The sequence below is a fragment of the uncultured Tyzzerella sp. genome, assembly GCF_963558545.1.
Classification (GTDB): domain Bacteria; phylum Bacillota; class Clostridia; order Lachnospirales; family CAG-274; genus Tyzzerella.
In genome coordinates this window covers 18,443-42,545 of sequence record NZ_CAUWHO010000010.1, presented here as the reverse complement: position 1 = coordinate 42,545, position 24,103 = coordinate 18,443, and the positions used below count along the sequence as shown (strand labels likewise).

General features: G+C 26.4%; 26 protein-coding genes. 8 read left to right on the top strand and 18 right to left on the bottom strand.

Features of this window, described 5'->3' with window-relative positions; translation table 11 throughout:
• Nucleotides 1-31: 31 nt before the first annotated feature.
• The 4 genes from R5Z65_RS02520 to R5Z65_RS02505 form a co-directional block, all read right to left on the bottom strand.
• A complete protein-coding gene (locus R5Z65_RS02520; RefSeq protein ID WP_317366882.1) occupies nucleotides 32-1,420 on the bottom strand; it encodes an ABC transporter permease in 1,389 nt (462 codons plus the stop codon).
• Nucleotides 1,413-3,500, bottom strand: coding sequence for an NEW3 domain-containing protein (locus tag R5Z65_RS02515; RefSeq protein WP_317366881.1), 2,088 nt, complete (start codon nucleotides 3,498-3,500; stop codon nucleotides 1,413-1,415). Before R5Z65_RS02515 ends, R5Z65_RS02520 begins: the two co-directional genes overlap by 8 nt.
• A gap of 17 nt (nucleotides 3,501-3,517) precedes the next feature.
• Nucleotides 3,518-4,201, bottom strand: a complete 684-nt coding sequence (locus R5Z65_RS02510) for an ABC transporter ATP-binding protein (protein ID WP_317366919.1) — start codon at nucleotides 4,199-4,201, stop codon at nucleotides 3,518-3,520.
• Nucleotides 4,202-4,288: 87 nt separating this feature from the next.
• Nucleotides 4,289-5,254, bottom strand: coding sequence for a peptidyl-prolyl cis-trans isomerase (locus R5Z65_RS02505; protein WP_317366880.1), 966 nt, complete (start codon nucleotides 5,252-5,254; stop codon nucleotides 4,289-4,291).
• A gap of 189 nt (nucleotides 5,255-5,443) precedes the next feature.
• Between R5Z65_RS02505 and R5Z65_RS02500 the strand changes: the two genes are divergently transcribed.
• The gene (locus R5Z65_RS02500; protein WP_317366879.1) at nucleotides 5,444-7,090 is read left to right on the top strand and encodes a helix-hairpin-helix domain-containing protein; all 1,647 of its coding nucleotides are present in this window, start codon (nucleotides 5,444-5,446) and stop codon (nucleotides 7,088-7,090) included.
• 46 nt (nucleotides 7,091-7,136) lie between these two features.
• Here the strand turns inward: R5Z65_RS02500 and R5Z65_RS02495 are convergent, their stop codons facing one another.
• Nucleotides 7,137-7,574, bottom strand: a complete 438-nt coding sequence (locus tag R5Z65_RS02495) for a globin domain-containing protein (protein WP_317366877.1) — start codon at nucleotides 7,572-7,574, stop codon at nucleotides 7,137-7,139.
• A 162-nt stretch (nucleotides 7,575-7,736) separates the two neighbouring features.
• Here R5Z65_RS02495 and R5Z65_RS02490 point away from each other — a divergent pair, with 162 nt between their 5' ends.
• From R5Z65_RS02490 to R5Z65_RS02475, 4 genes are all read left to right on the top strand, one after another.
• Nucleotides 7,737-8,144, top strand: a complete 408-nt coding sequence (locus R5Z65_RS02490) for an Rrf2 family transcriptional regulator (RefSeq protein WP_317366875.1) — start codon at nucleotides 7,737-7,739, stop codon at nucleotides 8,142-8,144.
• A gap of 93 nt (nucleotides 8,145-8,237) precedes the next feature.
• Nucleotides 8,238-9,080 carry a transporter substrate-binding domain-containing protein gene (locus R5Z65_RS02485; RefSeq protein ID WP_317366874.1) on the top strand — a complete coding sequence of 281 codons (843 nt, stop codon included), beginning with the start codon at nucleotides 8,238-8,240 and terminating at the stop codon, nucleotides 9,078-9,080.
• 83 nt (nucleotides 9,081-9,163) lie between these two features.
• The gene (locus R5Z65_RS02480) at nucleotides 9,164-9,883 is read left to right on the top strand and encodes an amino acid ABC transporter permease (protein ID WP_317366873.1); all 720 of its coding nucleotides are present in this window, start codon (nucleotides 9,164-9,166) and stop codon (nucleotides 9,881-9,883) included.
• The gene (locus tag R5Z65_RS02475; protein ID WP_317366872.1) at nucleotides 9,870-10,592 is read left to right on the top strand and encodes an amino acid ABC transporter ATP-binding protein; all 723 of its coding nucleotides are present in this window, start codon (nucleotides 9,870-9,872) and stop codon (nucleotides 10,590-10,592) included. The genes R5Z65_RS02480 and R5Z65_RS02475 overlap by 14 nt, the downstream gene beginning before the upstream one ends.
• 78 nt (nucleotides 10,593-10,670) lie before the next feature.
• Here the strand turns inward: R5Z65_RS02475 and R5Z65_RS02470 are convergent, their stop codons facing one another.
• On the bottom strand, nucleotides 10,671-11,441 hold the full coding sequence (locus R5Z65_RS02470) for a hypothetical protein (protein WP_317366871.1): 771 nt from the start codon (nucleotides 11,439-11,441) through the stop codon (nucleotides 10,671-10,673).
• Between the two features lie 137 nt (nucleotides 11,442-11,578).
• On the bottom strand, nucleotides 11,579-12,139 hold the full coding sequence (locus R5Z65_RS02465) for an RNA polymerase sigma factor (protein WP_317366870.1): 561 nt from the start codon (nucleotides 12,137-12,139) through the stop codon (nucleotides 11,579-11,581).
• Between the two features lie 185 nt (nucleotides 12,140-12,324).
• Here R5Z65_RS02465 and R5Z65_RS02460 point away from each other — a divergent pair, with 185 nt between their 5' ends.
• On the top strand, nucleotides 12,325-12,540 hold the full coding sequence (locus tag R5Z65_RS02460; RefSeq protein ID WP_317366869.1) for a hypothetical protein: 216 nt from the start codon (nucleotides 12,325-12,327) through the stop codon (nucleotides 12,538-12,540).
• 286 nt (nucleotides 12,541-12,826) lie between these two features.
• Here the strand turns inward: R5Z65_RS02460 and R5Z65_RS02455 are convergent, their stop codons facing one another.
• The 4 genes from R5Z65_RS02455 to R5Z65_RS02440 form a co-directional block, all read right to left on the bottom strand.
• Nucleotides 12,827-12,991: a hypothetical protein gene (locus R5Z65_RS02455; RefSeq protein WP_317366868.1), complete on the bottom strand. Its 165-nt coding sequence runs from the start codon at nucleotides 12,989-12,991 to the stop codon at nucleotides 12,827-12,829.
• 103 nt (nucleotides 12,992-13,094) lie between these two features.
• Nucleotides 13,095-14,615, bottom strand: a complete 1,521-nt coding sequence (locus tag R5Z65_RS02450; protein ID WP_317366867.1) for a tetratricopeptide repeat protein — start codon at nucleotides 14,613-14,615, stop codon at nucleotides 13,095-13,097.
• Nucleotide 14,616: 1 nt separating this feature from the next.
• Nucleotides 14,617-15,246, bottom strand: a complete 630-nt coding sequence (locus R5Z65_RS02445) for a RecX family transcriptional regulator (protein ID WP_317366866.1) — start codon at nucleotides 15,244-15,246, stop codon at nucleotides 14,617-14,619.
• Nucleotides 15,247-15,365: 119 nt separating this feature from the next.
• Nucleotides 15,366-16,226 (bottom strand): YitT family protein, encoded by an 861-nt coding sequence (locus R5Z65_RS02440; RefSeq protein ID WP_317366865.1) that lies wholly within the window; start codon nucleotides 16,224-16,226, stop codon nucleotides 15,366-15,368.
• A gap of 349 nt (nucleotides 16,227-16,575) precedes the next feature.
• Here R5Z65_RS02440 and R5Z65_RS02435 point away from each other — a divergent pair, with 349 nt between their 5' ends.
• Both R5Z65_RS02435 and serS read left to right on the top strand, forming a co-directional pair.
• Nucleotides 16,576-18,144, top strand: coding sequence for a hypothetical protein (locus R5Z65_RS02435; protein WP_317366864.1), 1,569 nt, complete (start codon nucleotides 16,576-16,578; stop codon nucleotides 18,142-18,144).
• Nucleotides 18,145-18,751: 607 nt separating this feature from the next.
• Nucleotides 18,752-20,023, top strand: coding sequence for a serine--tRNA ligase (gene serS, locus R5Z65_RS02430; protein ID WP_317366862.1), 1,272 nt, complete (start codon nucleotides 18,752-18,754; stop codon nucleotides 20,021-20,023).
• A gap of 108 nt (nucleotides 20,024-20,131) precedes the next feature.
• Here serS and zupT read toward each other — a convergent pair whose 3' ends face one another.
• The 7 genes from zupT to rpsF all read right to left on the bottom strand — a co-directional run bounded on the left by zupT (nucleotide 20,132) and on the right by rpsF (nucleotide 23,924).
• Complete coding sequence (gene zupT, locus R5Z65_RS02425; RefSeq protein ID WP_317366861.1) at nucleotides 20,132-20,917, bottom strand: zinc transporter ZupT; 786 nt, start codon at nucleotides 20,915-20,917, stop codon at nucleotides 20,132-20,134.
• A gap of 261 nt (nucleotides 20,918-21,178) precedes the next feature.
• Nucleotides 21,179-21,739, bottom strand: coding sequence for an elongation factor P (efp, locus tag R5Z65_RS02420; RefSeq protein WP_317366860.1), 561 nt, complete (start codon nucleotides 21,737-21,739; stop codon nucleotides 21,179-21,181).
• 49 nt (nucleotides 21,740-21,788) lie between these two features.
• Nucleotides 21,789-22,307, bottom strand: coding sequence for a shikimate kinase (locus R5Z65_RS02415; RefSeq protein ID WP_317366859.1), 519 nt, complete (start codon nucleotides 22,305-22,307; stop codon nucleotides 21,789-21,791).
• Nucleotides 22,300-22,587 (bottom strand): late competence development ComFB family protein, encoded by a 288-nt coding sequence (locus R5Z65_RS02410; RefSeq protein ID WP_317366858.1) that lies wholly within the window; start codon nucleotides 22,585-22,587, stop codon nucleotides 22,300-22,302. The genes R5Z65_RS02415 and R5Z65_RS02410 overlap by 8 nt, the downstream gene beginning before the upstream one ends.
• Before the next feature lie 292 nt (nucleotides 22,588-22,879).
• A complete protein-coding gene (rpsR, locus tag R5Z65_RS02405) occupies nucleotides 22,880-23,110 on the bottom strand; it encodes a 30S ribosomal protein S18 (protein WP_317366857.1) in 231 nt (76 codons plus the stop codon).
• Between the two features lie 36 nt (nucleotides 23,111-23,146).
• Nucleotides 23,147-23,620 carry a single-stranded DNA-binding protein gene (locus R5Z65_RS02400; RefSeq protein WP_317366856.1) on the bottom strand — a complete coding sequence of 158 codons (474 nt, stop codon included), beginning with the start codon at nucleotides 23,618-23,620 and terminating at the stop codon, nucleotides 23,147-23,149.
• A gap of 16 nt (nucleotides 23,621-23,636) precedes the next feature.
• Nucleotides 23,637-23,924: a 30S ribosomal protein S6 gene (gene rpsF / locus R5Z65_RS02395; RefSeq protein WP_317366855.1), complete on the bottom strand. Its 288-nt coding sequence runs from the start codon at nucleotides 23,922-23,924 to the stop codon at nucleotides 23,637-23,639.
• Nucleotides 23,925-24,103 lie beyond the last annotated feature (179 nt).

The following is a 24,103-nucleotide window of genomic DNA, read 5'->3' as shown; positions in this document are numbered from 1 at the left end:
CATTAAAATATTAATTATTTAAAACTAATGTTTATTCAGATTTTATAGCTTTTAATGCTTCTATTTTTACAGCTCGTCTAGCTGGGAAATACCCTGCCATAAGACCTATAAAACTTGCAAATATTAATGATGTTACACTAAGCCAAAGGGGTATAGAAGATATTTTTAGTGTTTCTTCTCCAATAGGCGCTATACCTATTCCACCACCAATACCCATAAGTTCCATTATAAAAGGTGCACCCTTGTTTAACCCAAAGGATATTAAATAGCTAAATATAACACCTACTGCTCCACCTAAAAAGCCTATAAGTATAGATTCTAATAGGAATAATTTTTTTATATCCAAAACTCTTGCTCCTATTACTTTCATTATACCTATTTCTCTCGTTCTTTCATATATTGCCATAACCATAGTGTTAGTTATACCAATAGCTGCAATAAATAGAGATATACCACCTATAGCACCTAATAATATTTGTATACTGCTATAAGTTTTTTGGGAAGCAGTAATAAATTCTATGGGAGAGTATACGTTAAACTCTCCTATATCTTTTAATTTATCCATTACTTCTTGTACTTTGTCTATACTTTCACATTTTACAATAACTGATTGATAACCTGTTTGTGTATTACTAGGTGAACCACTATTGTTAGAATTTACTTTTTCTATATCTTTTTTTATTTTTTCTAAAGTATCAAGTGGTACTATAATGTAATTATCATCATATAGTTGTGGCTTATTAGCAATACCTACAATATTTGCTTTATATGTTTTATGTTTTAAATTTTTATTTGTATCAGAGCCATTGCCAATATATTTTCTACTAACACCATATAGCCTATCTGTTGTAATAGTTACCTTTTGGTTTAAAATATCTATTTTTTGCATATCTGGTGTAACTTCTTCTTCACTATATATAAATTTTGAATAAGGTTGTCCTTTCCCCTTTTTGTCAAAACCATATGCTATAAGAGGGTTTGCTATCAAATTGTATGTTCCGCTATCTTCTGCATTTAACCCCCTACCTTCTATTGCTGTATACCCTAACAAATCTGAAGCATCAGGGTCTATACCTATAACGCTAAAAGTGCCTACATACTTATCTCCATTTATTAATATCCTTAAATCACTTCTTACCATAGGTGTTACTACTTGAACACCTTCTATTTTTTTAAATTGATTTATATTATCTGATGTTATGTCCGTTTTACCGTTATAACTTGCATTAACCTCTATATTAGTTATATTTCCCATTTGTTTTATTTGTTTGTCAAAGCTTTCATCTAATGCAACACCTAAAGATACCATTATTATAATAGAGCTTGCACCTATAACAACGCTTAGTATAGTAAGTGCTGTCCTAAGCTTTCTTTTCGTTAGGTTTTTTAATGTCATTTTTAATATATCAAAATTAGTCATTAAAATCCAACTCCTTTTTGGCTTTGGCTTTTTTAACACCTACAAAAATACCAACTCCAACTAAAACAATAACTACACCTAATATAACAATAATTTTAATAGGAGATTTACTTTCTGGCTCTGTAAAAGCGTCCATATTTTCAGGTTCTTCTGGGATAACCATTTCTTCTATATTTACTTTAAATTCTTCTATTCTTTCCATTTGCTTGCCATCTGTGTCGCTATATGTAATGATGAGCTTTAAAGTTTTTTCTCCTTCAGATATAGGTGTAAATACGCCATCATAATATTCTGTTGATCCAGGTTCAAAGTTTCCTATAAAGTTTGTAGATGATGCTGTGTCAAACCCTTCACCTTCTAGCTTTATCATAAGGTTAGATAAAGTTACTTTACCTGTATTGTAAAGTTGGAAGCTTAAGTTCATAGGGTTACCTACCATACCTATATCTTGTTTTGATATTTCGCTAAGCTCAAGGTTAGCTTGTTGTTTTACATTAACACCTACAAGCTCTACCGATTTATATTCGTTAGCTTGCTCATCTTCATATTCTAAATTTACATTTACTGTATAAGAACGTGGCTTAGCATCTGGCACTGCAAAAAGATTAAACGTATGTGATACTTCTTGTTTTGGAGCAATAGAATCTATAAAATATGTTGTGCTAGAATTATCTGGTGCAAAAACATTTCCTTTTTCTTCTGTTTTATCCTCTATGGTTAAATATATTTTAATATTTTTTACCACTTTAGATTCGTGCGTGTTTTTAAAGTTCATAGACAACTGAAAGCTTTTACCAGCCTCCACTATATTGGGTTTAGATTCATACCTACTAACAATAATTTTAGGAACAGATGTTTTAGCTCCTTCACCTTCTTTTTGAGGTGTTGGATTATTTACATTAAACCCTGCATATTGCTCTATAACTATATTATCTGTTGGTGATGTGCCTTCTGAGCCTGTATTTTTACTACCTGTGTTATATTCTACAGAAAAACCGATAGAATAAGTTTGTGTAATAGCACTAGCTGTTGGTGATACACTAAATGACACCTCTTTTTCTTGGTTAGGCTCAATTTTATCTATTAAAACAATGTTGGCTGATGTAGGTACAATATTTTCTGGTAGCTTAGATGTTACTTTTATATTTTTTGCTTCTACATTAGATTTATTTTTTACTTTTAGCTTAAAAGTTCCACTTTGACCTACATTAAAAGTACCTGTTGGTGCTACAAGGCTAGATATTTTTAAATCTAAATTACCGTTTGTACTTCCTGCTTTAAATAATGTTACATATGCAAAATAATCTTTACTATATTCTTTACCAGAAAAGTCGTTATATGTAACCTTTAATGTTATTTTGTTACCACCCTCTTTTGTAAGGCTTGTTGTAGATAGTTTAAAAGATATATCTTGTGATGAATTTGCCCCCATTTTAGAAAAAAAATAGTTACTTTTTCCACCTACAATAGTCATATTATTTTCTTCTAATCCTATAATTTCTACATTTACATTATTTGCATCTATACCAGAAACATTTTGTACACTAGCAGTAACATCAAATGTATCTCCTAAAGTTACACTATCTTTAGACACTTTTAAATTGTTAAGAGCAACCGTAGGTACAGTGCTACCATTATCCACTTTTACATAAAATGTATCACTTCCTGTAAATGTACCATTATCTATACTTGTAAAAGAATACTCTAATGTTATTGGGTATTTCCCTGTTGTAGCATTTTTATCTACATCTACAGATAAAGATAAGTTATGGCTACCTCCTCTTAATATTGAGCTTACAGCATTAGAATTATTTAAAAATTTTACATTAAGAGGAGAATTTTCTCCAGCTTCTTTTGCTTTTATAAAAACATCTAAAGCTATATCTGCTGATGTATTTATTATAGGTATAGTAATAGTTGTATTTTTACCAGCATCTATACTGTATGTATTATTACCACCCATTTTTAGCACAGGTTTGCTTGGTTTTTGCAATTCTGTTACTTCATTTTCGGCAAAAGCTAAAGAAACTGTGCTATTTATAAAAATAATTGCTATTAAAAATATTTTTAAAAATCTCATTTCGTATATCTCCTTATCTATTCTTCATTTGAGCTATAAATAACCTCTTTTTTAGGGTTTTCATTTATTTCTGTTTTTACAATATGTCCATCTTTTAAATATACTATCTCATCAGCATATTCTGCTATTTCTAAATCGTGTGTAACTATTATAAGCGTTTGGTTATACTCCCTTGCTTTGCTTGTAATAAGGTTCATCATTTCATATGTAGTTTTGGTATCTAGATTACCTGTTGGCTCATCTGCAAAAATTATTTGTGGGTTGTTTACAAAAGCTCTAGCTATACTAACTCTTTGCTGTTGCCCACCACTCATCTCTGCTGGCTTATGCTTTAAACGTTTTTCAAGCCCCACTGCCTTTAACATTTCTTTGGCTCTTTTTTCTCTAGCTTTCTTATTTACTCCCATAAAAACAAGAGGCAAAGTTACATTTTCTAGTGCTGTTAAGGTTGGTAATAGGTTGTAAGATTGAAATACAAATCCAAGATATTTTTGTCTAAATATAGCAAGACCCTCTTCGCTCATTTTTTCAATATTCTTTCCTTTAAATATAATGCTACCTTTAGAGCATCTTTCTAGCCCTGCTATCATATTTAATAAAGTTGATTTACCAGAACCAGATGTACCTAAAAGGCAGTATATTTTACCTTTTTTAAATCCTATACTAATATTATCTAGTGCTACTATGCTTTCGCTACCCATAGTATAAGTTTTTGACAAATTTTTTACTTCTATTACATACTCTTCATTATTATCCAAAACATCACCTCCTAGTATTACCTAATTATATCATATATTCGACAATATTTCACTATTTCTTTGTACTTTTATATCACTTAGCCAGTTTTTAGTTTGCAAGCTATATATTTCTGTTTTTTTAATATTTATATATTCATCTCTAATAGTCTTTTCTATTTCTTTTATATCTTGCTTTAATAATTTATTTATTTTAAATATATAAAAGCCATCTCTACCTTCTATTACACTGCTTATGCTATTTTCACTTAATTGATACACTTTATCCTGTATGTTTTTTTCAAATGTATTTTTTTCTAAATAAACGTTTTTATAAACCTCTATAAATGGTTGTTCTTTAAATTTATTAAAATCTACCTCTGTATTTATACTTTTAGATATATTATTAGCTTTTTCTTTAGCATTAAATGCATTATTATTTTTTATAAATATATAATCTAAATTTATTTTATTTATTTCATAATTATTTTTTTTCATATAATTTTCAAAATATTTTTGAAAATCTTTTTCGTCTACAACAAAAGTACCTGTTATATATTCATAAACTTTAGCTTCTATAAGTTTTTCTTTTTCAAATTTTTCGCATATATATAAAGGTATTTCTATATTGTAGGCTATATTTATATTTTCTTTTAATGACAAGGCTTTTTCTTTAAATACATTTTCATCTTCTTTTGTAAGCTGTATATCTAAGCTTTGTGCCTTATTTACAATAGCTTTTAAAAAGATAATAGAGTTTATAGCATTGTTTTTTGCAATATCTTTAGCAGGCACACCATCAAAATCTGTGTACCATATATCCACGCCACCTATTTCTTCAAATATACGCTCCTGCTCACTTAAATATAATAAAAATTCTTCTTTATATATGTATTCATTATTTATCTTTAAAACATACTCTTTATTTTTATTAATCTGTTTAAAATAGTATATGCTAAAAGAACCTAAAATTAAGATTGCTATTAGTATATAATTTATATATTTTTTATATCTCAACATAATTTTCACCTATACGTAATATTTTTATATAAATTATATACTATCATTTTTTATAATTCAATTTTTTTTAAATAATTTAATATAAATGTAATGTATTTTTTAAAATTTTATAGAAAAAACTTATTTTTTTTGTTATAATATGGTTGATATAGTTTTGATACATATTAATTTTATTATAAAGGTGATATTATGAAAGTTTTTAAAAACATAGTTTTATTTACATTAGTTATTAGCATAATTTTAACATTTAACATACCTATATATTCTAAAGAAATTGATAAAATACCATACAACAACACTTATGCAAAGGTATTACAAGTTTTAGATGGAGATACTATAAAGGTAGAACTACCAAATAAAGATACTTCTTATGTTAAGCTAAAAGGTATTGATGCAAGGGGATTTGATGCTAGCTACCAATACCTTACAAACACTTTACTAGGGCAAAATGTTAACCTTATAAATGATGGTAACTCTTATACAGGTGGTAAATTTAATTATATGATAGTATATTTAAACGGTATTAATATAAATAACGAGATGGTACTAAATGGATATGCTGTTATAGATAACAAACAAAATAAAGGTGGTACATATAATAGCCTTTTATCTGCACAAAATACAGCAAAACAAGATTTTGTTGGTATGTGGAAATTTGAAAGTGATAATTATTCTAGTATTACAGGCTCTAGCGGTGGAAATGTTATCCATACAAACGATAAAATAAACATTAATACTGCTACAAAAGAACAACTACAAAAACTTTTAAAAGATGTATCGGAAGACCTTTCTAAAGAGATAATATCATATAGGAACAATAATCCTTTTTCAAATATTCAAGAAATAAAATTTGTTAAAGGCTTTACTAAAAAAATATACGATAAAAACAAACACGCTTTAACAGTATGCACTAACATTAACACTGCCAACGAATTTGAACTTAAAACATTAAATAATATGTCAGATTCAAATATTAAAAAGATAATAAATAAACGTGATAAAAACAAATTTAGAAATACAAGCGACATTTCTAGCATTATATCAACTTATGACTATGACAAAATATCATCATTTATATGTGTAGAGGATACTAGCAATATAGATGTAAGCAAGTCTTATAGGAGAGCAAATATATCGTTATCTGACAAATCATCTCTTACAAGTGCAGATGTACCTTATTATTTTGCAGATGATATTATAGCATATAGAAAAAATGGCTACACATATAAAACATTAATGGAACTTTATAAAATTGGTACAAACAACATTACAGAAAAAGATATACATTATTTACAAGACAACCTTAATGTTTTTACAGATTTAAAAACAGAAAATATAATTGAGCTTAATGCTATTTTTGGAAGAACAACTGCAGAAAAAATTAAAAATACAAATTTATATGAAAAATCAGATTTAAAATCTATTTTAAGCTCGTCAGAATACGATAGAGTAAAAGATGCTGTATATATTAATAAAAATAAAGACGAATACATAAATATTAACACTGCTACAAAAGAGCAAATGTATGAGCAAAAAATATCTACAAACCAAGCATACCATATTATACAAAATAGGCCTATAAGACACTCAGGTCAGTTACCTTTAAATGTGGCAGATATTAACAACAAAATTAGTTTATATACAAATATTAATACTGCCTCTAAAACAGAGCTTTTATCTTTAAATAATGGTATTAATAATAAAATAATAGATAATATTATTAAATATAGAGAGCAAGATAACTTTGGCTCTTTAGATGAAATAGAAGAATTTTTTAAACTAAACAATGCTAGCAATGTTTATGATAAAATAAAAAGCTATATTGTTGTAAGATAAAAACAAAACCTATCTAAATATTTAGATAGGTTTTATTTTTATCTTATTAATTTTTAGCATCATACATTTCTTTTTCTACTTTTATAAAAACTTCTGCTAATACACCATAAGTTTTTTCCCAAGCTTGCATAATTTCATCAGTAGCTGCATCACCTAACATATCTTTTATAGCAATAAGTAAGTTTTTTCCAACTATTGGATAATGCTCTGCTAATACACCAACTTCTACGTGTCTTTCACCAATAGATTTTACTGCTGGCATAATAGCTTCTAAATTATCAATATTTTTAGCAGCTGCTAATATAGCGTTAGCAAGGGCTACTGGCTGAGCACCAGATGCTTGTTTATCCATATCAAACATAGGTTTAACCTCTGGGTTATTTTCAAACATAGTTTTATAAAAATATTTTGTTATTTCAACACCTTTTTCTTGTAAAACAGGAACTGTACTTTTAATAATTTCTATAGTTTTTGCATCTAACATAAAAAATCCTCCTTAAATATATAAAATATATATTAATATAAAATGTATATTTCATTTACACATTTTATGTTATCATATCCAATAAAATAAGTCAACATTATTTTTTTATACTTTTTATGTTATAATATTTATAATATTTTATATTTTAAGGAGATTTATTTTATGAATTTATCAAAATTTACAGATTATTCTTTTAGAATACTTATTTATTTAGCAAATGATTATAACTTATCTAATGTAGAAGAGCTTTCAAAAAAATTAAATATCTCTCAAAATCATATAAAAAAAATAGTTCACAGTTTAGCAAAAGAAGGATACATATTATCTTTAAAGGGAAGGTCTGGTGGTATAAAATTAGCAAAGCCACCAAAAGATATAAATCTTGGAGATGTTTTGATATTTTGTGAAGATTTTTCAAAAGTTGTAGAATGTAAAAAAAATAGTACATATTGCACTTATAATAATGAAAAATGCCTTATAAAAGACATTGTTCAATCATCTACAAAAAAATTTATACAAGAATTTACAAAATATACTTTAGAAGATGTAATAAAAAAAATTAATGATTAACTATAACTTTATTTGCATATTTATTCAAAAACTATTGACAAATGTTTTTTTAAATGTATAATTATAATAAAAACTTACAAGGAGTGAATATTTATGCAAATTTCCCCAAAAATTTTTATCTATTTATTATTAGCTATTACTCTTTTTGGTTGTAGCAAATCTACTAATCCAAATGAGCAACTAAAAGAAGATAATTCTTTATCTAAAATAAAAGAAAGAGGCCATCTTATTATTGGAACCTCTGCCGACTATGCTCCTAGAGAATTTCATATGGTAATAGACGGAAAAGACACAATAGTAGGTTATGATATAGACATAGCTAAAGAAATTGCAAAGGATATGGGCGTGGAGCTAAAAATTAAAGATATGTCTTTTGAAGGGCTTTTACCTGCTCTAAATGCAGAACACGTTGATATGGTTGTAGCTGGTATGGTACCTACGCCAGAAAGATTAGAAGCAGTAGATTTTAGTATAACTTATGGAAAATCTACTGATGTAAACGATGGTCAAAAACTTGTTATAAAAACAAAAGATAAAGATTTATACACAAGTATAGAAAGCCTTACAGATAAAAAATTAGGTGTCCAAAAATCTGGGTTACAAGAACAAATAGCTAAATCACAAGTATCTAATGCAAAAATAATATATCTTACAAAAATACCTAATATGGTTATGGATTTAAAAATGGGCAAGGTAGATGCCATTATTTTAGCTAGCGATGTTGCTAAAAATTATGTCAACAAAAATCCAGACTTATATATAACAGATATTCCTTTAACACAAGAAACAAAAGGTACAGGCATAGCCTTTAAAAAAGGTAACTCACAATTAGTAAAACAAACTAACTCTACTTTAGAAAGACTTATGTCCGATGGCTCTATGGATACAATTATAGAAAAAAATGAAAAAATCGTAGAGGATTTAAATAATAAATAAATATATATTTATTAATACATATTGCACTTTTATAAATTTACTGTTATTATATAGCTTGAATATATTTTTAGGGAGGAAACAAAATGACTGAATTTTTTTCTAGTATTGCCGAGAGATTTTCTTTTTTAGGCGAGTATTTTCCATTATACATTTCTGGTACTTTAACAACTGTTATTATATCTTTATTTACAGTTTTATTTGGTACTGTTATTGGTATAATTTTTGCATTAATGAAATTATCTAAGCTAAAAATTGTTAAAGCTATTGCTTCTACATATATAGAAATTGTACGTGGAACACCTGTTATTGTTCAAGTATTTATATGGTACTATGGGCTAGATTCTATTATTGATATACCAGATTATTACATAGGAAATAGCGATAGCTTAAACATTGCTCAGCTAATACCCGGTGCTTTAGCTCTTGCATTAAACTCTGCAGCTTACGTTGCAGAAATTATAAGAGCAGGTATACTAGCTGTAGATAAAGGTCAAGCAGAGGCAGCTCAATCTTTAGGTATGAAATCTCCTATGATTATGAGATACATTATAATGCCTCAAGCTATAAAAAATATTTTACCTGCAATAGGTAACGAATTTGTTGTATTAATAAAAGAATCTTCTATACTTTATGTAATAGGTATACAAGAGCTTATGGCAAAAACATCTACTATACAGTCTTCTACATTTTTAACTATACCACCACTTGTTGTAACATCTATTATATACTTTATCTTAACATTTAGCTTATCAAGACTTATTGGAGGCTTTGAAAGGAGATTAAACAAAAATGATAGAAATTAAAAACTTAAGTAAAAGCTTTGGTAATAACCACGTTTTAAAAGGCGTTACTACTACTATACATAAGGGGGAAGTGGTAGTTGTTATAGGGCCTTCTGGCTCTGGTAAAAGTACATTTTTAAGATGTCTTAATAAGCTCGAAAATGCTACCTCTGGTGATATAATATTTGAAAATACAAATATAACTGCTAAAAATGTAGATATTAGTATACATAGACAAAAAATGGGTATGGTATTCCAACATTTTAACCTATTCCCACATTTAACTATACTAGAAAATATTACAATAGCTCCTATTAAAGTAAAAAAAATAGATAAAGAAAAAGCAGAAAAAGATGCTATGCACCTTTTAGGACTTGTAGGACTTGAAGACAAGGCAAATGCCTATCCATCTAGCCTATCTGGTGGACAAAAACAAAGGATAGCTATTGTACGTGCCTTAGCTATGAAACCAGATGTTATGCTTTTTGACGAACCTACATCTGCCCTAGACCCAGAAATGGTTGGCGAAGTTTTAGAAGTTATGAAAAACCTTGCTAAAGAAGGTATGACAATGGTTGTTGTTACTCACGAGATGGGATTTGCTAAAGAGGTTGGAACAAGGGTTATATTTATGGACGGTGGAAATATTTGTGAAGAAAACACTCCAGAAAATATTTTTAACAATCCACAACACCCTAGAACACAGGAGTTTTTATCTAAAGTACTATAATATATTTTACTATATAATAATTTAATAAATAAAAATAAAAGGCTAATTATTAGCCTTTTATTTTTATTTATTAAATTATTATTCTATTGTTATTTTAGATTTAACATTTTTAACACCATTTATTTGTAGCCTAACAAAAATCTTTCCACTTTTAAATTCATTTAAAGGATATTCTAGCGTTTCTGATAAATTTGTAACATCTATAGATTTTTCAGTATCCCCTTGCACAAGCCATAACATAAGATTTCCACCTTCTTCTTTTATATCACAGCTAGTATTTATATATAAAACCTCATTTTGTGGGTTAGTTATATTCATACTTTCCTCTTTTATAAATCCTTTTGTTGAATTTTTTAAAGATAGTTCCCAGTCATTTTCTATTTTTATTTGAGTACTAAATGTTTCAAAACCTATATTCCACACTTTTGTTTTAGATTTTACATTTGTACTCCTACTTAACCCTCCTATAATACCTATAGATATTATACATATAAAAATCATAGAAAATGAGATAATACTAGCTATCATATACTTACGATTATTTTTATTAACCAATTTAACATCTTCTTTATTTTGTATATATACGCCACAATATTCGCAATATTTAGCTGAACTTGATATTAATTTATCACAGCTTTTACAAGCACATTTATTTTCTTTTCTAAATATTAAATAAATAATAATTCCTAAAAATAGTGATGAAAAAAATAAAAATAATATCCAAATTAAAGGATTTTCTCCTCTTTCCTTACAGTCTTTATAAATCCATATAATAGAAAATGTATATGATAATATTAAAAAAAATGGCATTAACATAAGAAAAATAAATACTAGATTTTCATAACCCATATAAATTACTCCTTTCTTAAACTAATAATTTTTTAGTTTTATTTATCCTTAATCTAACAAATATAAATATAAATAAGTTATAATAAAAATATGTAAATATTAAAATAATATATAAATATATATTTTTTATTAATATACTAGCTAAAATACCTAATAAAATGTAAAAAATAATATTTAAAGTCATATCCTATATCCTCCAATCTTTTTTTAATAGTATTCCTCCCTTTAAACAACCTACTTTTAACTGTTCCTATAGGCTTTTTTATTGCTTTTGATATATTACTAGTTGAAAAATTGAAAAGATAATATAGTATAAGAGGTATTTTTATTTTATCTGGCAAACTATCAATAATTTTAGTTATTTCATTTATTAAACTTTTTTCTAATAAATCATTTTCTATATTTTCATATGAAAATAATATATTTTCAGTTTTTTCATCAATATTTATTATAGAAGCTATGCTATTACGCCTTGCCCACTTCCTTGTGTTACTTTTATATATTTTATATGATATAGAAAAAAATAAGGCTTTTGGATTATTATCCCAATCTAAAATAAAATTACTTTCTAATGCCTTTAAAAATGTTTGCTGATATAAATCTTCTGCATCATCTTTATTTAAACAAATTTTTAAACAAAACCTATATATATCATCTCCAAAAATATCTATACATTTTTCTAATTCTTTTGCCTCCAAATTTTATACCAGCTCCTTTTCTTATTATATCCTTTCAATATATATTCGTTATAATTTTTAATAGGGTTCATTTTTTTATAAAAATTTTTATAAAAAATATATATTGTAAAATAATTAAACAGCCTGTCACACTTTTTGTTATTTTGAATAATATATATTAAGATAAAGAAAAGGAGGTGGTTTTTTTGGGATATGGCTGGTTAAACAGCTATAATTACAAAAATCCTTATGGCTACAACAATAATTACAACTATTACAGTAACTATAATTGTAATATAGATTATGGTTGTAGTTGTAACAGATGTTTTGGTAAATACTATAACAGATACAATAATAGCTGTTGGTTTAACAACCTTTGTTGTAACAATTATAATTTTAATAACTTTGGTTATAAATATTAAATTTTATATATTTAACACAAAATTCATTTATTACCTTGGTATTTTGTGCCCCTTATAAACTTTTTAAATTTTATAATAAAAAATACCTATTGAAAATCTTTTCAATAGGTATTTTTATTTGTATCAATTAAAGTATGATTTATATTTTTAAAAGAAAAATTATATACAGGTATTTGTATTAATTTTTACTAATAAAAATATATAGGAATATCTGTTTTTGAATACAAAGTATTAAAAAAATTGATTATTAGAATAAATATATTTATGTTATCTTTTATATTAACTATTAAAATATATCCATTTTAGAAACTATATCTCCTGCTTTATCTAACATTTTTTTACCGTCATTTGCCATCTTATTTCTCATTCTTTTATCTGTCATAGCATAAGCAAGCCCAACTGCACCTACGATACCTGTTGTTATTAATCCTGCCGTTGTATATTTTCTCATAACTATTCCTCCTTTATTGTTACTATAATACAAAAAATAAAAGCATAGGTTTTTGCCTATACTTTTATTATGGTTAATAAAATAAAAAATATTAACCCAATTTTTAGATATTATTATCTTCCGATGTATCATTAATATCATCATTGTTATCATTATTATTTTCTATTTTATTTTCTATTTTGTCAATTTCACTTTTTAGTCCATCAAAAAGATTTTTTATGCCATCAAAAATATCTTCTTTAATATCATCATCTTCTTCGTATGCTTCTTCTTCATAGTTATTAAAAATAGCATTTAGTTTTTTATCTTTATTTATTATATCTTCATCTATATCTTTAGATTTTTTTACCATATCATCAAAACTATCTATATCATTTACATATTTATAATGCTCGTATATATCATATAAATTACTAGGCAAGTTATTGCATATATATATTTTACATAAAATAAGAAGTGCTCTTTCATAAGATTTTTTTGGTAAGTCAAAATCTACCATTTTTAATAGCTTATCTTTAGCTTGTTCTTCTTTTTGTGTATTATTAGTTTTTACAAATATATTTATAAGGTTTAGTAGTGAGGTTACATATTCTTCGTTATACATACCTATAACATTTTCTTTTATTTTATTTTCTGTTTCATAATAAGTTAAACATTTTTGAAAATCTTCTAGTATGTAATATATATCTCCAACTCTTTTTAAGGCACTAGCATAAAACATATGCTTTTCTCCAACAGTTTCTTTAACAATATTTAAAGACTTTAACTGTATTTTTAACGCATCGTGTGGTTTATCTATCTTTAAATAGTTTTCTGCAAGCTTAGACAAAGCCTCTGCAAGATAAGGGTGTTTATTTCCTAACTTTTGTTCTATAAGCGTACAAGCCTTTTCATAGCTTTTTATAGCCAAATCATAATTTCCCATTTTAGAGTATATAGAAGATATATAATATTTATTAGTCATATATTCATCAGAATTTATGCCAAATAGCCCTTTTATAATATCTAATGCTTGGTTAAAATACCCTATTGCTTCATCATATTTTTTTAGCTCCTGATAGCTATAACCTAAAAAATTTAAATTGTCTACAAAATCTATATCTTTATTTTTTCTGTATGAAAGCTCTTCTAAAAAATGGTATATAGCATCTTCGTATTGCTGTAAATCATAATAGGAAGAACCCATATTATGTAATATATTAACTAAAGTTTCTTCTTTATCTTTTAAATATTTTTTAGCCATAAACAGTGCTCTTTCAAAACATTTTATAGAAAAACGTTGTTTTAATGTACTTTTAAAATAGCAAATACCTAAGCTATTTTCTGTATCTACAATAAATTTTATTATTTCTATACCTTCTTTTGTGTCAGTTTCATATGGCTCTTTATCTAATATTTTTAATATTTTTTTATAATATTTTATAGCCATACTATACTTTCCTAAATTTTGCTGTATGTATGCAAGGTTATATAAATCTGTACAATATTCAAAACTTTCTTTTTCTTCTCTATTGTATAATTTTATAATATTTTCAGCATTTTCATAGCAAGAAAAATAATCTTTTTCTTTAAAATTTTTTAAAAAGTCTTTTCTAATAGATGACCTTTTACTTTTATTATCCATATTAAAATTCCTCCAATAAATAGTTAAATGCTTTATTTATACTATCATAAGAAAATCCTCTTCTAGCTAAATAAGCATATACTTTTTGCTTTTCTTTATAGTCTAAATCTTCTATGTTTTTACCTTTTAACTTTTTTAATAGTAAATCTTTAGCCTTTTGGCTTTCATTTATAAAACATTCATCATATAAATATTTTTTAAAAATTTCTTCATCTACTCCAAGCATTTTTAAATCATAGCTTATCTTAAAAGTACCGTAACCTTTTAGATTTACTTTATCTTTTATAAAGGCTTTAGCAAAATCTTCATCATTTATGTAATTATATTTTTCTAGTACTTTTATTACTTTATTTATAACATTAGATGGAAACTCATATTCTTGTAACTTTTTTATAACTTGTTTTTTAGAACGCATTTTATACCCTAAATATTTTAAAGCTTTATCTTTTGCTCTTTTTAAAAGTAGCTTATTTAATATATAATTATATTTGTCTTTATCTAATGGCTCATTTTCTTTAATTTTATAGTATAATAAATCTATTTCGTCTATACCAAATGCAAATTCATTATCTATAAATACAGAGTATCTTTTATTATTATTTTTTTGCTTTTCTATTTTTGTTACTATCAATACAATCACCTTTATTATTATAACATAAGTATATATTTAAATCAATTTTTTGGATATTTTATAATAAAAGTAGTATAGCCAAGCCCACCTTGTATATAGTATGCTTGGCTATACTAAAATTATATAATATGTTTAAATCCTTTTCCTTCTACTTTTTTAGTTTCTGTTATAATAATAAGTGCTTTATCATCTAGCTCTTTTATCATCTTTTCTATTTGTACACAATCATCTTTTGTTGCTGCACATATTAAAACTCTTTGCATTTTGCTAGAATATCCACCTTCACCTTTTAATATTGTAATAGATTTATGAGCATCTACCAATGCTTTTCTTACAATATCTGTACATTCTGACATAATAAATATAAGGTTTTTCTTAGAGGCTTGCTCAAGCATTTTATCCATAAACATACCTGATATATAAACTGTAACAACAGCATATAAAAGGCTTTCTATATTTCTGTATATAAGGCCAGATGCCATAACAACTCCTATATTAAGCGTTGCTATAAGCCCACCTACTGGAAATTTAGGTTTAATTTTTTGTACAATAACACCTAATAAAGATATACCCCCTGTGTTAGATGCACCTAAATGTACCAATGCAAGACCTATCCCCATAAGAGCCCCTCCAAACATAGATGCTAAAAGAGCATCTCCCTTATAAACTGGTATATGTACTACTACATAGTCTGTTATAAAAGAAAGTAAAGCTGTTGTAGCAAGTGTTTTAAACACAAAAGATTTAGGGAAATATTTTTTTACAAGAATCCATATTAAAAGTGGAATATTAAATATTAATACAAATGTACCAATAGGAAACTTAAATAAATAATTTACTAATATGGCAATACCACTAGCTCCACCTGGTGCTATATTATGTGGTGCTGCAAAACAATTTATCCCTACTGCATAGATAAATGTACCTATTATATTTAGTAAAACTAAAAAACATACATTTTTTATATTAAATTTTTCCATAAAATTACTACTCCTAATCTGTTGTTATTAATAATATCTGTAAAAAAAATGTTTTAAACCTAGATTTATTATAAATATAAAGTGTTTTTTAATCAATTGTTTTTAATAATTTAATTAAAAATCATTATTTTTAATAAATATTTAAGTAAATTTTTAGTTATATTTTATAAAGCCATTATATTTAATTGTATCATTATAGTAATCTTTTAAAATTTTAGTATTGTACTAATTTGTATAAAATGTGTATTTATATTACAATTAAATTAAAAATATTAAAATAAATTGAATTTATAAAAATTAATGGTATAATAACTTGTAAACTAACAAAAAATAATGAGGGGTGTTAATTTTGAAAAAAAATATTAAGCAGATATTAGGCTTGTCTATGGCTCTATCTGTAATAACAAATAATGTTTATGCAAATAGTGTAAGTAATACTACAAATACTACTCCTAATGTAGATAAAAGCAATGCTATAACTAACGAAATAGTAGATAATATTCCTAAAGATAAAAACGGTAATCCTTTAACAGGTGAAAATTTAAAAATATATAATATAATAAAAGATGTTCCTATATATACACCAACAAAGTTTACTCCTATTACAACAGAAACAACTAACGAATTTTTTAATATTACTACAAAAACTACAAAAACTGTTTTTGAAAACAATGATACATACTATATGAATAGACTTTCCTTTAAACAAACTACTCCAGAAAGATACAATATTTCTATCCCTATAAAAGGTAATACTATAACTTTTAGATATGTAGACCGTACAAAAAAAGAATGGGTTAATACATCTAATCTTAAAAATTTACAACATACAACTCTATTTATAGATACAGATACAAATAGCTATATAGTAAGTGTACCTGCTGTTTATAAAAATATTTTTAGTAATAATACTTTAACTGTTGCTAAAGATAAAGAACAAATGGTAAATGTAATAAAAAAAGATGGATATTTTGACCTTCAAATGTCTTTCCCACAAGATAAAAATTTAATAGGCGAATATTGGTATATGGAATCTGAAAAACGTTTGGTAGACTGGTCTACTATGAAAAGCTTTGATGAGCTTTTTTCTCACGACCTTTCCGATACAAGACGTTGGAGCTATGATGGATACTATTTCCAAACACCTTCTAACTATAAGCCAGGTGGAAAAAATATTTTGTACAAGCACCCATCTAATTATACTGGAGCTTCTTTTGCAAAATATGGAATGAATCCTCTTTCTAAAAATCTTGGATATGTTATGACAGAAACTTGTATGAAAAATCAAAACAACCTTGGATATTGGGAAACAGGTCCTCAGTCTGAATGGCTATATAAAGATTTTAAAATAGGTGCTGGGTTTTATGACACAAGATTTAATACAGATTTTGCTACAAGCCTATTATACGCCTACCAAAACTACAATAATAAAGAGTTTTTAGCTGCTGCTGTTAAATATGCAGAATTTTTCTTAATGTTTGTTCAAACTGATAGCTATACTACACAAAATGGGGGCATATTAGTTGCTGATTATGGATACCATAAAGGTGCTCACGAAAAAACTCACGTATCTTTAAACCACCATTTAGCAGAAATGAACTTTTTATATGAAATATACGGTATAACAGGTGAACCTAGGTATTTAGAAACAGCAAATAAAATGCTACTTGGTATAGAAGATACTAGAAATCAATGGGTTTTACCAGATAATAACTTAAGATACGAACTATATTACACTAAAAATACAAATAAAATGGAAGATTACCCTTATTTAACATATAACGACCTTTTCCAAACTAAACAATTATTAAAAAAATTATTCCAAAAAAACAATGACACAATTGAGTTTTTAATGGCATCTAAAAAAATGTGGATGGACAGAAATAATATTACAGGATATTTAGTAGAAACTCCTTAATAAAAATGTAAATCATACCTTAATTATAAAAAAATAAAGACTATTACATATTATATTAGTAGCCTTTATTTTTTTTACTATTAAATATATATCACTCAAAAAATTAGGGGGAAATGAGTGGTATATAATAATTATTTACACTTATTATTTTTATATACATATATTATAAAAATAATAATAAAATAAATATATATTATATATTTGTTTTTATAATAATTTTTATATAAATAATACTTGAATACTTTAAAAAAATTTGATATAATGTATAAAAATTAATAGTATCGGCGTTTATACTTTTGTATATGAATGAAAGCTAATCTATATATAAATTTTTAGAGAGTTAATGGTTGGTGTAAATTAACATTTTATTATAGAGTTCCACTTTCAAAGCTTATGGTGATTAAGCCATAAGGGTTAGCCCTTTATAGCTTCAATAAGTGGCTATTTTTATAGCAATTTGGGTGGCAACGCGGGTTTTTGGCTCGTCCCTTTTTTTAGGGACGGGTCTTTTTGTATTTATTTTAAATATTTGTATATAATTTAATAAATACAAATATTTATATTAAAAGTATAAAGATACAAATATAATAATAAAGGAGATAATATTATGCTAGATATTAAAAGAATTAGAGAAGACTTTGAAGGTGTAAAAAAAGCATTAGAAAAAAGAGGTAAAAAATATGATTTAGAATCTTTTTTAACTTTAGATGAAAAAAGAAGAACACTTTTACAACAAGTAGAAGAGCTTAAAAATAAACAAAACACTACATCTAAACAAGTGCCTATACTAAAAAAAGAGGGTAAAGATACAACAGAGCTTATGACAGAAATGAAAGAACTTTCTGAAAAAATAAAAGGGTTGGATAATAACGTAAGAGAGGTAGATGAGGAAATAAAAACTCTTTTATACAGCATACCTAACACACCTAATGAAAAAGTCCCTGCTGGGTTAGATGATACAGAAAATGAAGAAATAAGAAGATGGGGCGAACCTAGAAAATTTGACTTTGAACCAAAACCTCATTGGGACTTAGGAGAACAACACGACATTTTAGACTTTGGACGTGCAGCAAAAATAACAGGTGCTAGATTTACTGTATATAAAGGGCTTGGAGCTAGGTTAGAAAGAGCTTTAATAAACTTTATGCTAGACACTCACATAGACAAACACGGATATGTAGAGATTATGCCTCCTCAAATGGTTAATAAAGATAGTATGTATGGTACTGGACAATTACCAAAATTTGAAGAAGATATGTTTAAAGTATCTAACAATGGATACTACCTTGTACCTACGGCAGAAGTACCTGTTACTAACCTTTACAGAGATGAAATATTAGATGGTAGCAATTTAACTATTAGCCATTGTGCATTTACTGCTTGTTTTAGAGCAGAGGCTGGCTCTGCAGGACGTGATACAAGAGGGCTTATACGTCAACATCAATTTAATAAAGTAGAATTAGTTAAATTTACTAGACCAGAAAAATCTTATGAAGAATTAGAAAAACTTACAAATGATGCAGAAAATATATTAAAACTTTTAAATCTTCCTTATAGAGTAGTAAGGCTTTGTGGTGGAGATTTAGGGTTTAGCTCTGCTATGACTTATGATATAGAGGTATGGTTACCAAGCTATAATAGATACGTAGAGATTTCTAGCTGTTCTAACTTTGAAGATTTCCAAGCTAGACGTGCTAATATAAAATTTAAAGATAATATTAAAGACAAAGCTACATTGGTACACACATTAAATGGTAGTGGACTTGCTATTGGTAGAGCTGTATCTGCTATATTAGAAAATTTCCAACAAGAAGATGGTAGCATTATTATACCAGAAGTTTTAGTACCTTATATGGGCGGGATAAACAAAATTAAATAAATATAATTAATATTTCATATATAACGTATATTATTATTAATTTTGCCTTAAAAATATACGTTATATATAAACTATATTTAATAAAAAGAGTAACAATAGTTACTCTTTTTATGCAAATAATACTAAGCTAATAGCCATAACAACCATACCAAATATTAACCCATATATTGATAAATGATGCTCTCCATATTCTCTAGCACTAGGTAAAAGCTCATCAAAAGATATAAATACCATAATCCCACCAACCATAGCAAAAATAACACCAAAAACTATATTATTCATTATAGGCATTAACAATAACCAACCAATTATTGCACCAATTGGCTCTGATAAGCCAGATAAAAAAGAATAGGTAAAAGCCTTTTTCTTAGACCCAGTAGCATAATATATAGGTACAGATACTGCTATACCTTCTGGTATATTATGGATTGCTATTGCAACAACAATAGGTATGGCTACGCTTGGCTCTTGTAATGCAGAAATAAAAGTTGCAAGCCCTTCAGGAAAGTTATGAATTGCTATTGCTAAAGCTGTAAATAATCCCATTCGTGCTAATTTTTTATTATTTTTATCTGTTGTATTTTGTATTTCGTGAGGATTTTCATCAGATGGTATTAGTTTATCTATAATGGCTATAAATAACATACCTAAAAAGAAAGATATAGTTGTTATTACATATCCTACCTTCTCACCCAATTCTAAAACAAGGCTATCCTTAGCTTTAAAAAATATTTCTATCATAGATACATATATCATCACACCTGCAGAAAAACCTAAACTAATAGATAAAAATTTTTTATTAGTAGTTTTAGTTAAAAGAGATATAATACTCCCTATACCTGTGCTTAACCCTGCAATTAAAGTTAATAAAAAGGCAAATAAATAATTTTCCATAATTCCTCCTTTTCGTTAGTCTATGCTAACTTGTTTAAAAGTATACCACTTTATACTAATTTTGTCAAATGTTTATAACTTTTATAAATTATTTTATCCACATAACATATATTAATTAATATACTAATATATTTATGTTGATAAAATAGTTATGATATAATTTTTTATTAATTATTTTTTTGTAATTTTATTATAAAATATTAAATACTATTTTAATTAATAATAAAAAGCTATATGTATGTTACATATAGCTTTTTATTATTAATTAGCTCTACCTAAGTATTCGCCAGTACGAGTATCTATCTTAATTTTTTCACCTTGTTCTAAGAATAAAGGAACATTTACAGAAACTCCTGTTTCTACAACTGCTGGTTTTGTAGCACCTGTTGCAGTATCTCCTTTAAATCCTGGTTCTGTTTCTATAATTTCAAGCTCTACAAATAAAGGAGGTTCTATACCAAAAACATTTCCATTATAAGAAAGAACCTTTACTATCTCATTTTCTTTAACAAATTTTAAAGTATCGCCAACATCTGATGCATTAACAGCTATTTGCTCATAGCTTTCATTATCCATAAAATGGTAAAGCTCTCCATCATTATATAAATAGCTCATATCTTTTCTATCAATGTGTGCTCTTCCCATTTTTTCTGAAGGTCTAAAAGTTTTTTCTACTACTGCACCTGTAACAAGATTTTTAATTTTTGTTCTAACAAATGCAGCACCTTTACCAGGTTTTACATGTTGAAATTCTAATATAACAAATATATCTCCTTCATACTCTATTGTAACACCATTTCTAAAATCACCAGCTGAAATCATTAAATTAGCCTCCTTAAAGTTCACTTATGTTTATTATTTAATATTTTTATCATAATATACTCTTTATATTATTTTTTATAATTTTTGCTAAAACAAATGGAGAATTATCGTCTACATCTACGATAATATCTGCATATTTTTCATATAGATAACTTCTCTCATTTAGTAAATCACATATTATCTTAATTTTATCTTTATTTTTTAATAAAGGTCTTTTGTTATCATATTTTAGATTTTTATATATTTTTTGTGGAGTAGCTCTAAGATATATTATAGTACCTGTTTTTTTTAGGTTTATCATATTTTCTTCGCTCTTAATAATGCCTCCACCAGTAGAAATAACACAATTTTTAAAATTAGAAACTCTATAACATACATTTTTTTCTATTTTTCTAAAATATTGTTCACCAAATGTGTCAAAAATTTTCTCTATTGACTTACTTTCTTCTTTTTGTATCATATAATCCGTATCTATAAAACGAAAATTAATATTTTTAGCAAGCTCTCTGCCAACAGTAGTTTTGCCACACCCCATAAACCCTATTAAGATAACATTTTTTTTATTCATCAATATTGTGCCTTGGGTTACCTTTGACAATTTTTATAGCATTAGTTATAGCTGTGATAATATCTATCGTACATTGATTTTCATATAGACTAAGCTTTGCATAACAAACACCTTTTTCTGTTGCTACATATTTTGTAGGTAGGTGATTAAGAGCAATAGCTGTTATATCTGCTTTGCATTTTTCACAAAAACAGGTACAGTTGTTTTCTTCCATAATATTTATTAATTGGTTAGCTACTAAGTCTTCCATATAATTTTTAAGTTGCATTTTATCTTTCATATGAAAACCTCCTTTATAAATAATATTTAGTAGATTATATCATATTTTGTTTATTTTTTCAATACTAATATGTATTTTGTATACAAATATATACATTGTACACATAACTATTATTTATTAAAAGTAATTTTTTAGATATTTTATGTCTAAAAGTAAATATTGATATATATTTTATTAATAAAAACTAATGTGAATATTAAATAATATAATTTTTATTAATAAAATATCAATTAATATTAATTATATCTAATAAAGGCTAGCTTAAAATGGTTATAAGCTAGCCTTAAAAAAATTAATCTTGTGTATATGCAAGTAAAGCAACGTGTCTAGCTCTTTTAATAGCTAATGTTAAAACTCTTTGGTGTTTTGCACAGTTGCCAGTTATTCTTCTAGGTAATATTTTTCCTCTTTCAGAAATATATTTTTTAAGCTTAGCAGTATCTTTGTAATCAACAAAATCTACTTTTTCAGCACAAAAAGCACAAACACGTTTTTTTCTTTTACCACGTTTTTTGTTAATCATCGGTTTTACCTCCTTTATAAACTTAATACGAAATTATTAAAACGGTAGATTGTCATCATCTACACTAGTTTCTATACTATAGAAATCTTCACTTTGTTGCATATTATTTTGTGGGCTATTATCCATTGTATTTTGTACACTAGACATATTTTTAGGCATATCTTCTTGTTGATAGCTTTCAGAAGATGATTTACTCTCTAAAAATTCGGCTTCTTCCACTTGAACATCTGTAGAAAAACGCTTTTGGCCATTAGTATTATCTGTCCAAGAGCTTGTTCTAAGAGAACCAACAATTCCTATCATTTTGCCTTTAGAAAAATATTTACCAATAAACTCTGCAGTTTTACCAAAAGAAACACAGTTTATAAAATCTGCATCTGGTTCGCCATCTCTTTTAAAACGGCGATTAACAGCTACACTAAAACGTGTAACAGCTATTGGTTCTGCACTTTGAGAATATCGCATTTCTGGGTCTCTAGTGAGCCTACCAGATATTATAACCTTATTCATAAAAGCACCTCACAAATTAAGCTTCTTCGCGAACAACTAAGTAACGAAGAACGTTTTCTTTAATACGCATACGACGTTCAATTTCAATTGGAGTTTCGCTATTAGCTGTAAAAGTGATAAAGTTGTAGAAACCTTCATTGAATTTTTTAATTTCGTAAGCAAGTTTACGTTTGCCCCAATCATCAACTTTCTCGATAGTACCACCAAATTTAGTGATAATTTCTTGAACGCTTTCAAATTCAGCTTTAAGAGCTTCTTCTTCTAATGTTGGTTTAACAATAACTGCTAATTCGTATTTATTCATTCTTTACACCTCCTTTTGGTCTTTGGCTCTCTAAAAAAGAGAACAAGGATTGTATCCAATTTGAAATTATATCACATATTAAAATCTATTGCAAGCATTTTATTATAAATTTAAAATGTAAGTGCAAATTAAATGAATTTTTTAATCAAAAATATGCACAAATACAAAATATATATTTG

What these genes read in the sequence shown, in the direction of transcription:
- R5Z65_RS02520 (WP_317366882.1), bottom strand. Translation starts at nt 1,420, where the DNA reads ATGACTAATTTTGATATATTAAAAATGACATTAAAAAACCTAACGAAA.
- R5Z65_RS02410 (WP_317366858.1), bottom strand. Translation starts at nt 22,587, where the DNA reads ATGAAAGATAAAATGCAACTTAAAAATTATATGGAAGACTTAGTAGCT.
- R5Z65_RS02500 (WP_317366879.1), top strand. Translation starts at nt 5,444, where the DNA reads ATGAAAGTTTTTAAAAACATAGTTTTATTTACATTAGTTATTAGCATA.
- R5Z65_RS02470 (WP_317366871.1), bottom strand. Translation starts at nt 11,441, where the DNA reads ATGGGTTATGAAAATCTAGTATTTATTTTTCTTATGTTAATGCCATTT.
- R5Z65_RS02415 (WP_317366859.1), bottom strand. Translation starts at nt 22,307, where the DNA reads ATGAATAAAAAAAATGTTATCTTAATAGGGTTTATGGGGTGTGGCAAA.
- R5Z65_RS02475 (WP_317366872.1), top strand. Translation starts at nt 9,870, where the DNA reads ATGATAGAAATTAAAAACTTAAGTAAAAGCTTTGGTAATAACCACGTT.
- zupT (WP_317366861.1), bottom strand. Translation starts at nt 20,917, where the DNA reads ATGGAAAATTATTTATTTGCCTTTTTATTAACTTTAATTGCAGGGTTA.
- serS (WP_317366862.1), top strand. Translation starts at nt 18,752, where the DNA reads ATGCTAGATATTAAAAGAATTAGAGAAGACTTTGAAGGTGTAAAAAAA.
- R5Z65_RS02485 (WP_317366874.1), top strand. Translation starts at nt 8,238, where the DNA reads ATGCAAATTTCCCCAAAAATTTTTATCTATTTATTATTAGCTATTACT.
- rpsF (WP_317366855.1), bottom strand. Translation starts at nt 23,924, where the DNA reads ATGAATAAATACGAATTAGCAGTTATTGTTAAACCAACATTAGAAGAA.
- R5Z65_RS02495 (WP_317366877.1), bottom strand. Translation starts at nt 7,574, where the DNA reads ATGTTAGATGCAAAAACTATAGAAATTATTAAAAGTACAGTTCCTGTT.
- R5Z65_RS02450 (WP_317366867.1), bottom strand. Translation starts at nt 14,615, where the DNA reads ATGGATAATAAAAGTAAAAGGTCATCTATTAGAAAAGACTTTTTAAAA.
- efp (WP_317366860.1), bottom strand. Translation starts at nt 21,739, where the DNA reads ATGATTTCAGCTGGTGATTTTAGAAATGGTGTTACAATAGAGTATGAA.
- R5Z65_RS02480 (WP_317366873.1), top strand. Translation starts at nt 9,164, where the DNA reads ATGACTGAATTTTTTTCTAGTATTGCCGAGAGATTTTCTTTTTTAGGC.
- R5Z65_RS02515 (WP_317366881.1), bottom strand. Translation starts at nt 3,500, where the DNA reads ATGAGATTTTTAAAAATATTTTTAATAGCAATTATTTTTATAAATAGC.
- R5Z65_RS02510 (WP_317366919.1), bottom strand. Translation starts at nt 4,201, where the DNA reads ATGGGTAGCGAAAGCATAGTAGCACTAGATAATATTAGTATAGGATTT.
- R5Z65_RS02455 (WP_317366868.1), bottom strand. Translation starts at nt 12,991, where the DNA reads ATGAGAAAATATACAACGGCAGGATTAATAACAACAGGTATCGTAGGT.
- R5Z65_RS02440 (WP_317366865.1), bottom strand. Translation starts at nt 16,226, where the DNA reads ATGGAAAAATTTAATATAAAAAATGTATGTTTTTTAGTTTTACTAAAT.
- R5Z65_RS02400 (WP_317366856.1), bottom strand. Translation starts at nt 23,620, where the DNA reads ATGAATAAGGTTATAATATCTGGTAGGCTCACTAGAGACCCAGAAATG.
- rpsR (WP_317366857.1), bottom strand. Translation starts at nt 23,110, where the DNA reads ATGATTAACAAAAAACGTGGTAAAAGAAAAAAACGTGTTTGTGCTTTT.
- R5Z65_RS02490 (WP_317366875.1), top strand. Translation starts at nt 7,737, where the DNA reads ATGAATTTATCAAAATTTACAGATTATTCTTTTAGAATACTTATTTAT.
- R5Z65_RS02505 (WP_317366880.1), bottom strand. Translation starts at nt 5,254, where the DNA reads ATGTTGAGATATAAAAAATATATAAATTATATACTAATAGCAATCTTA.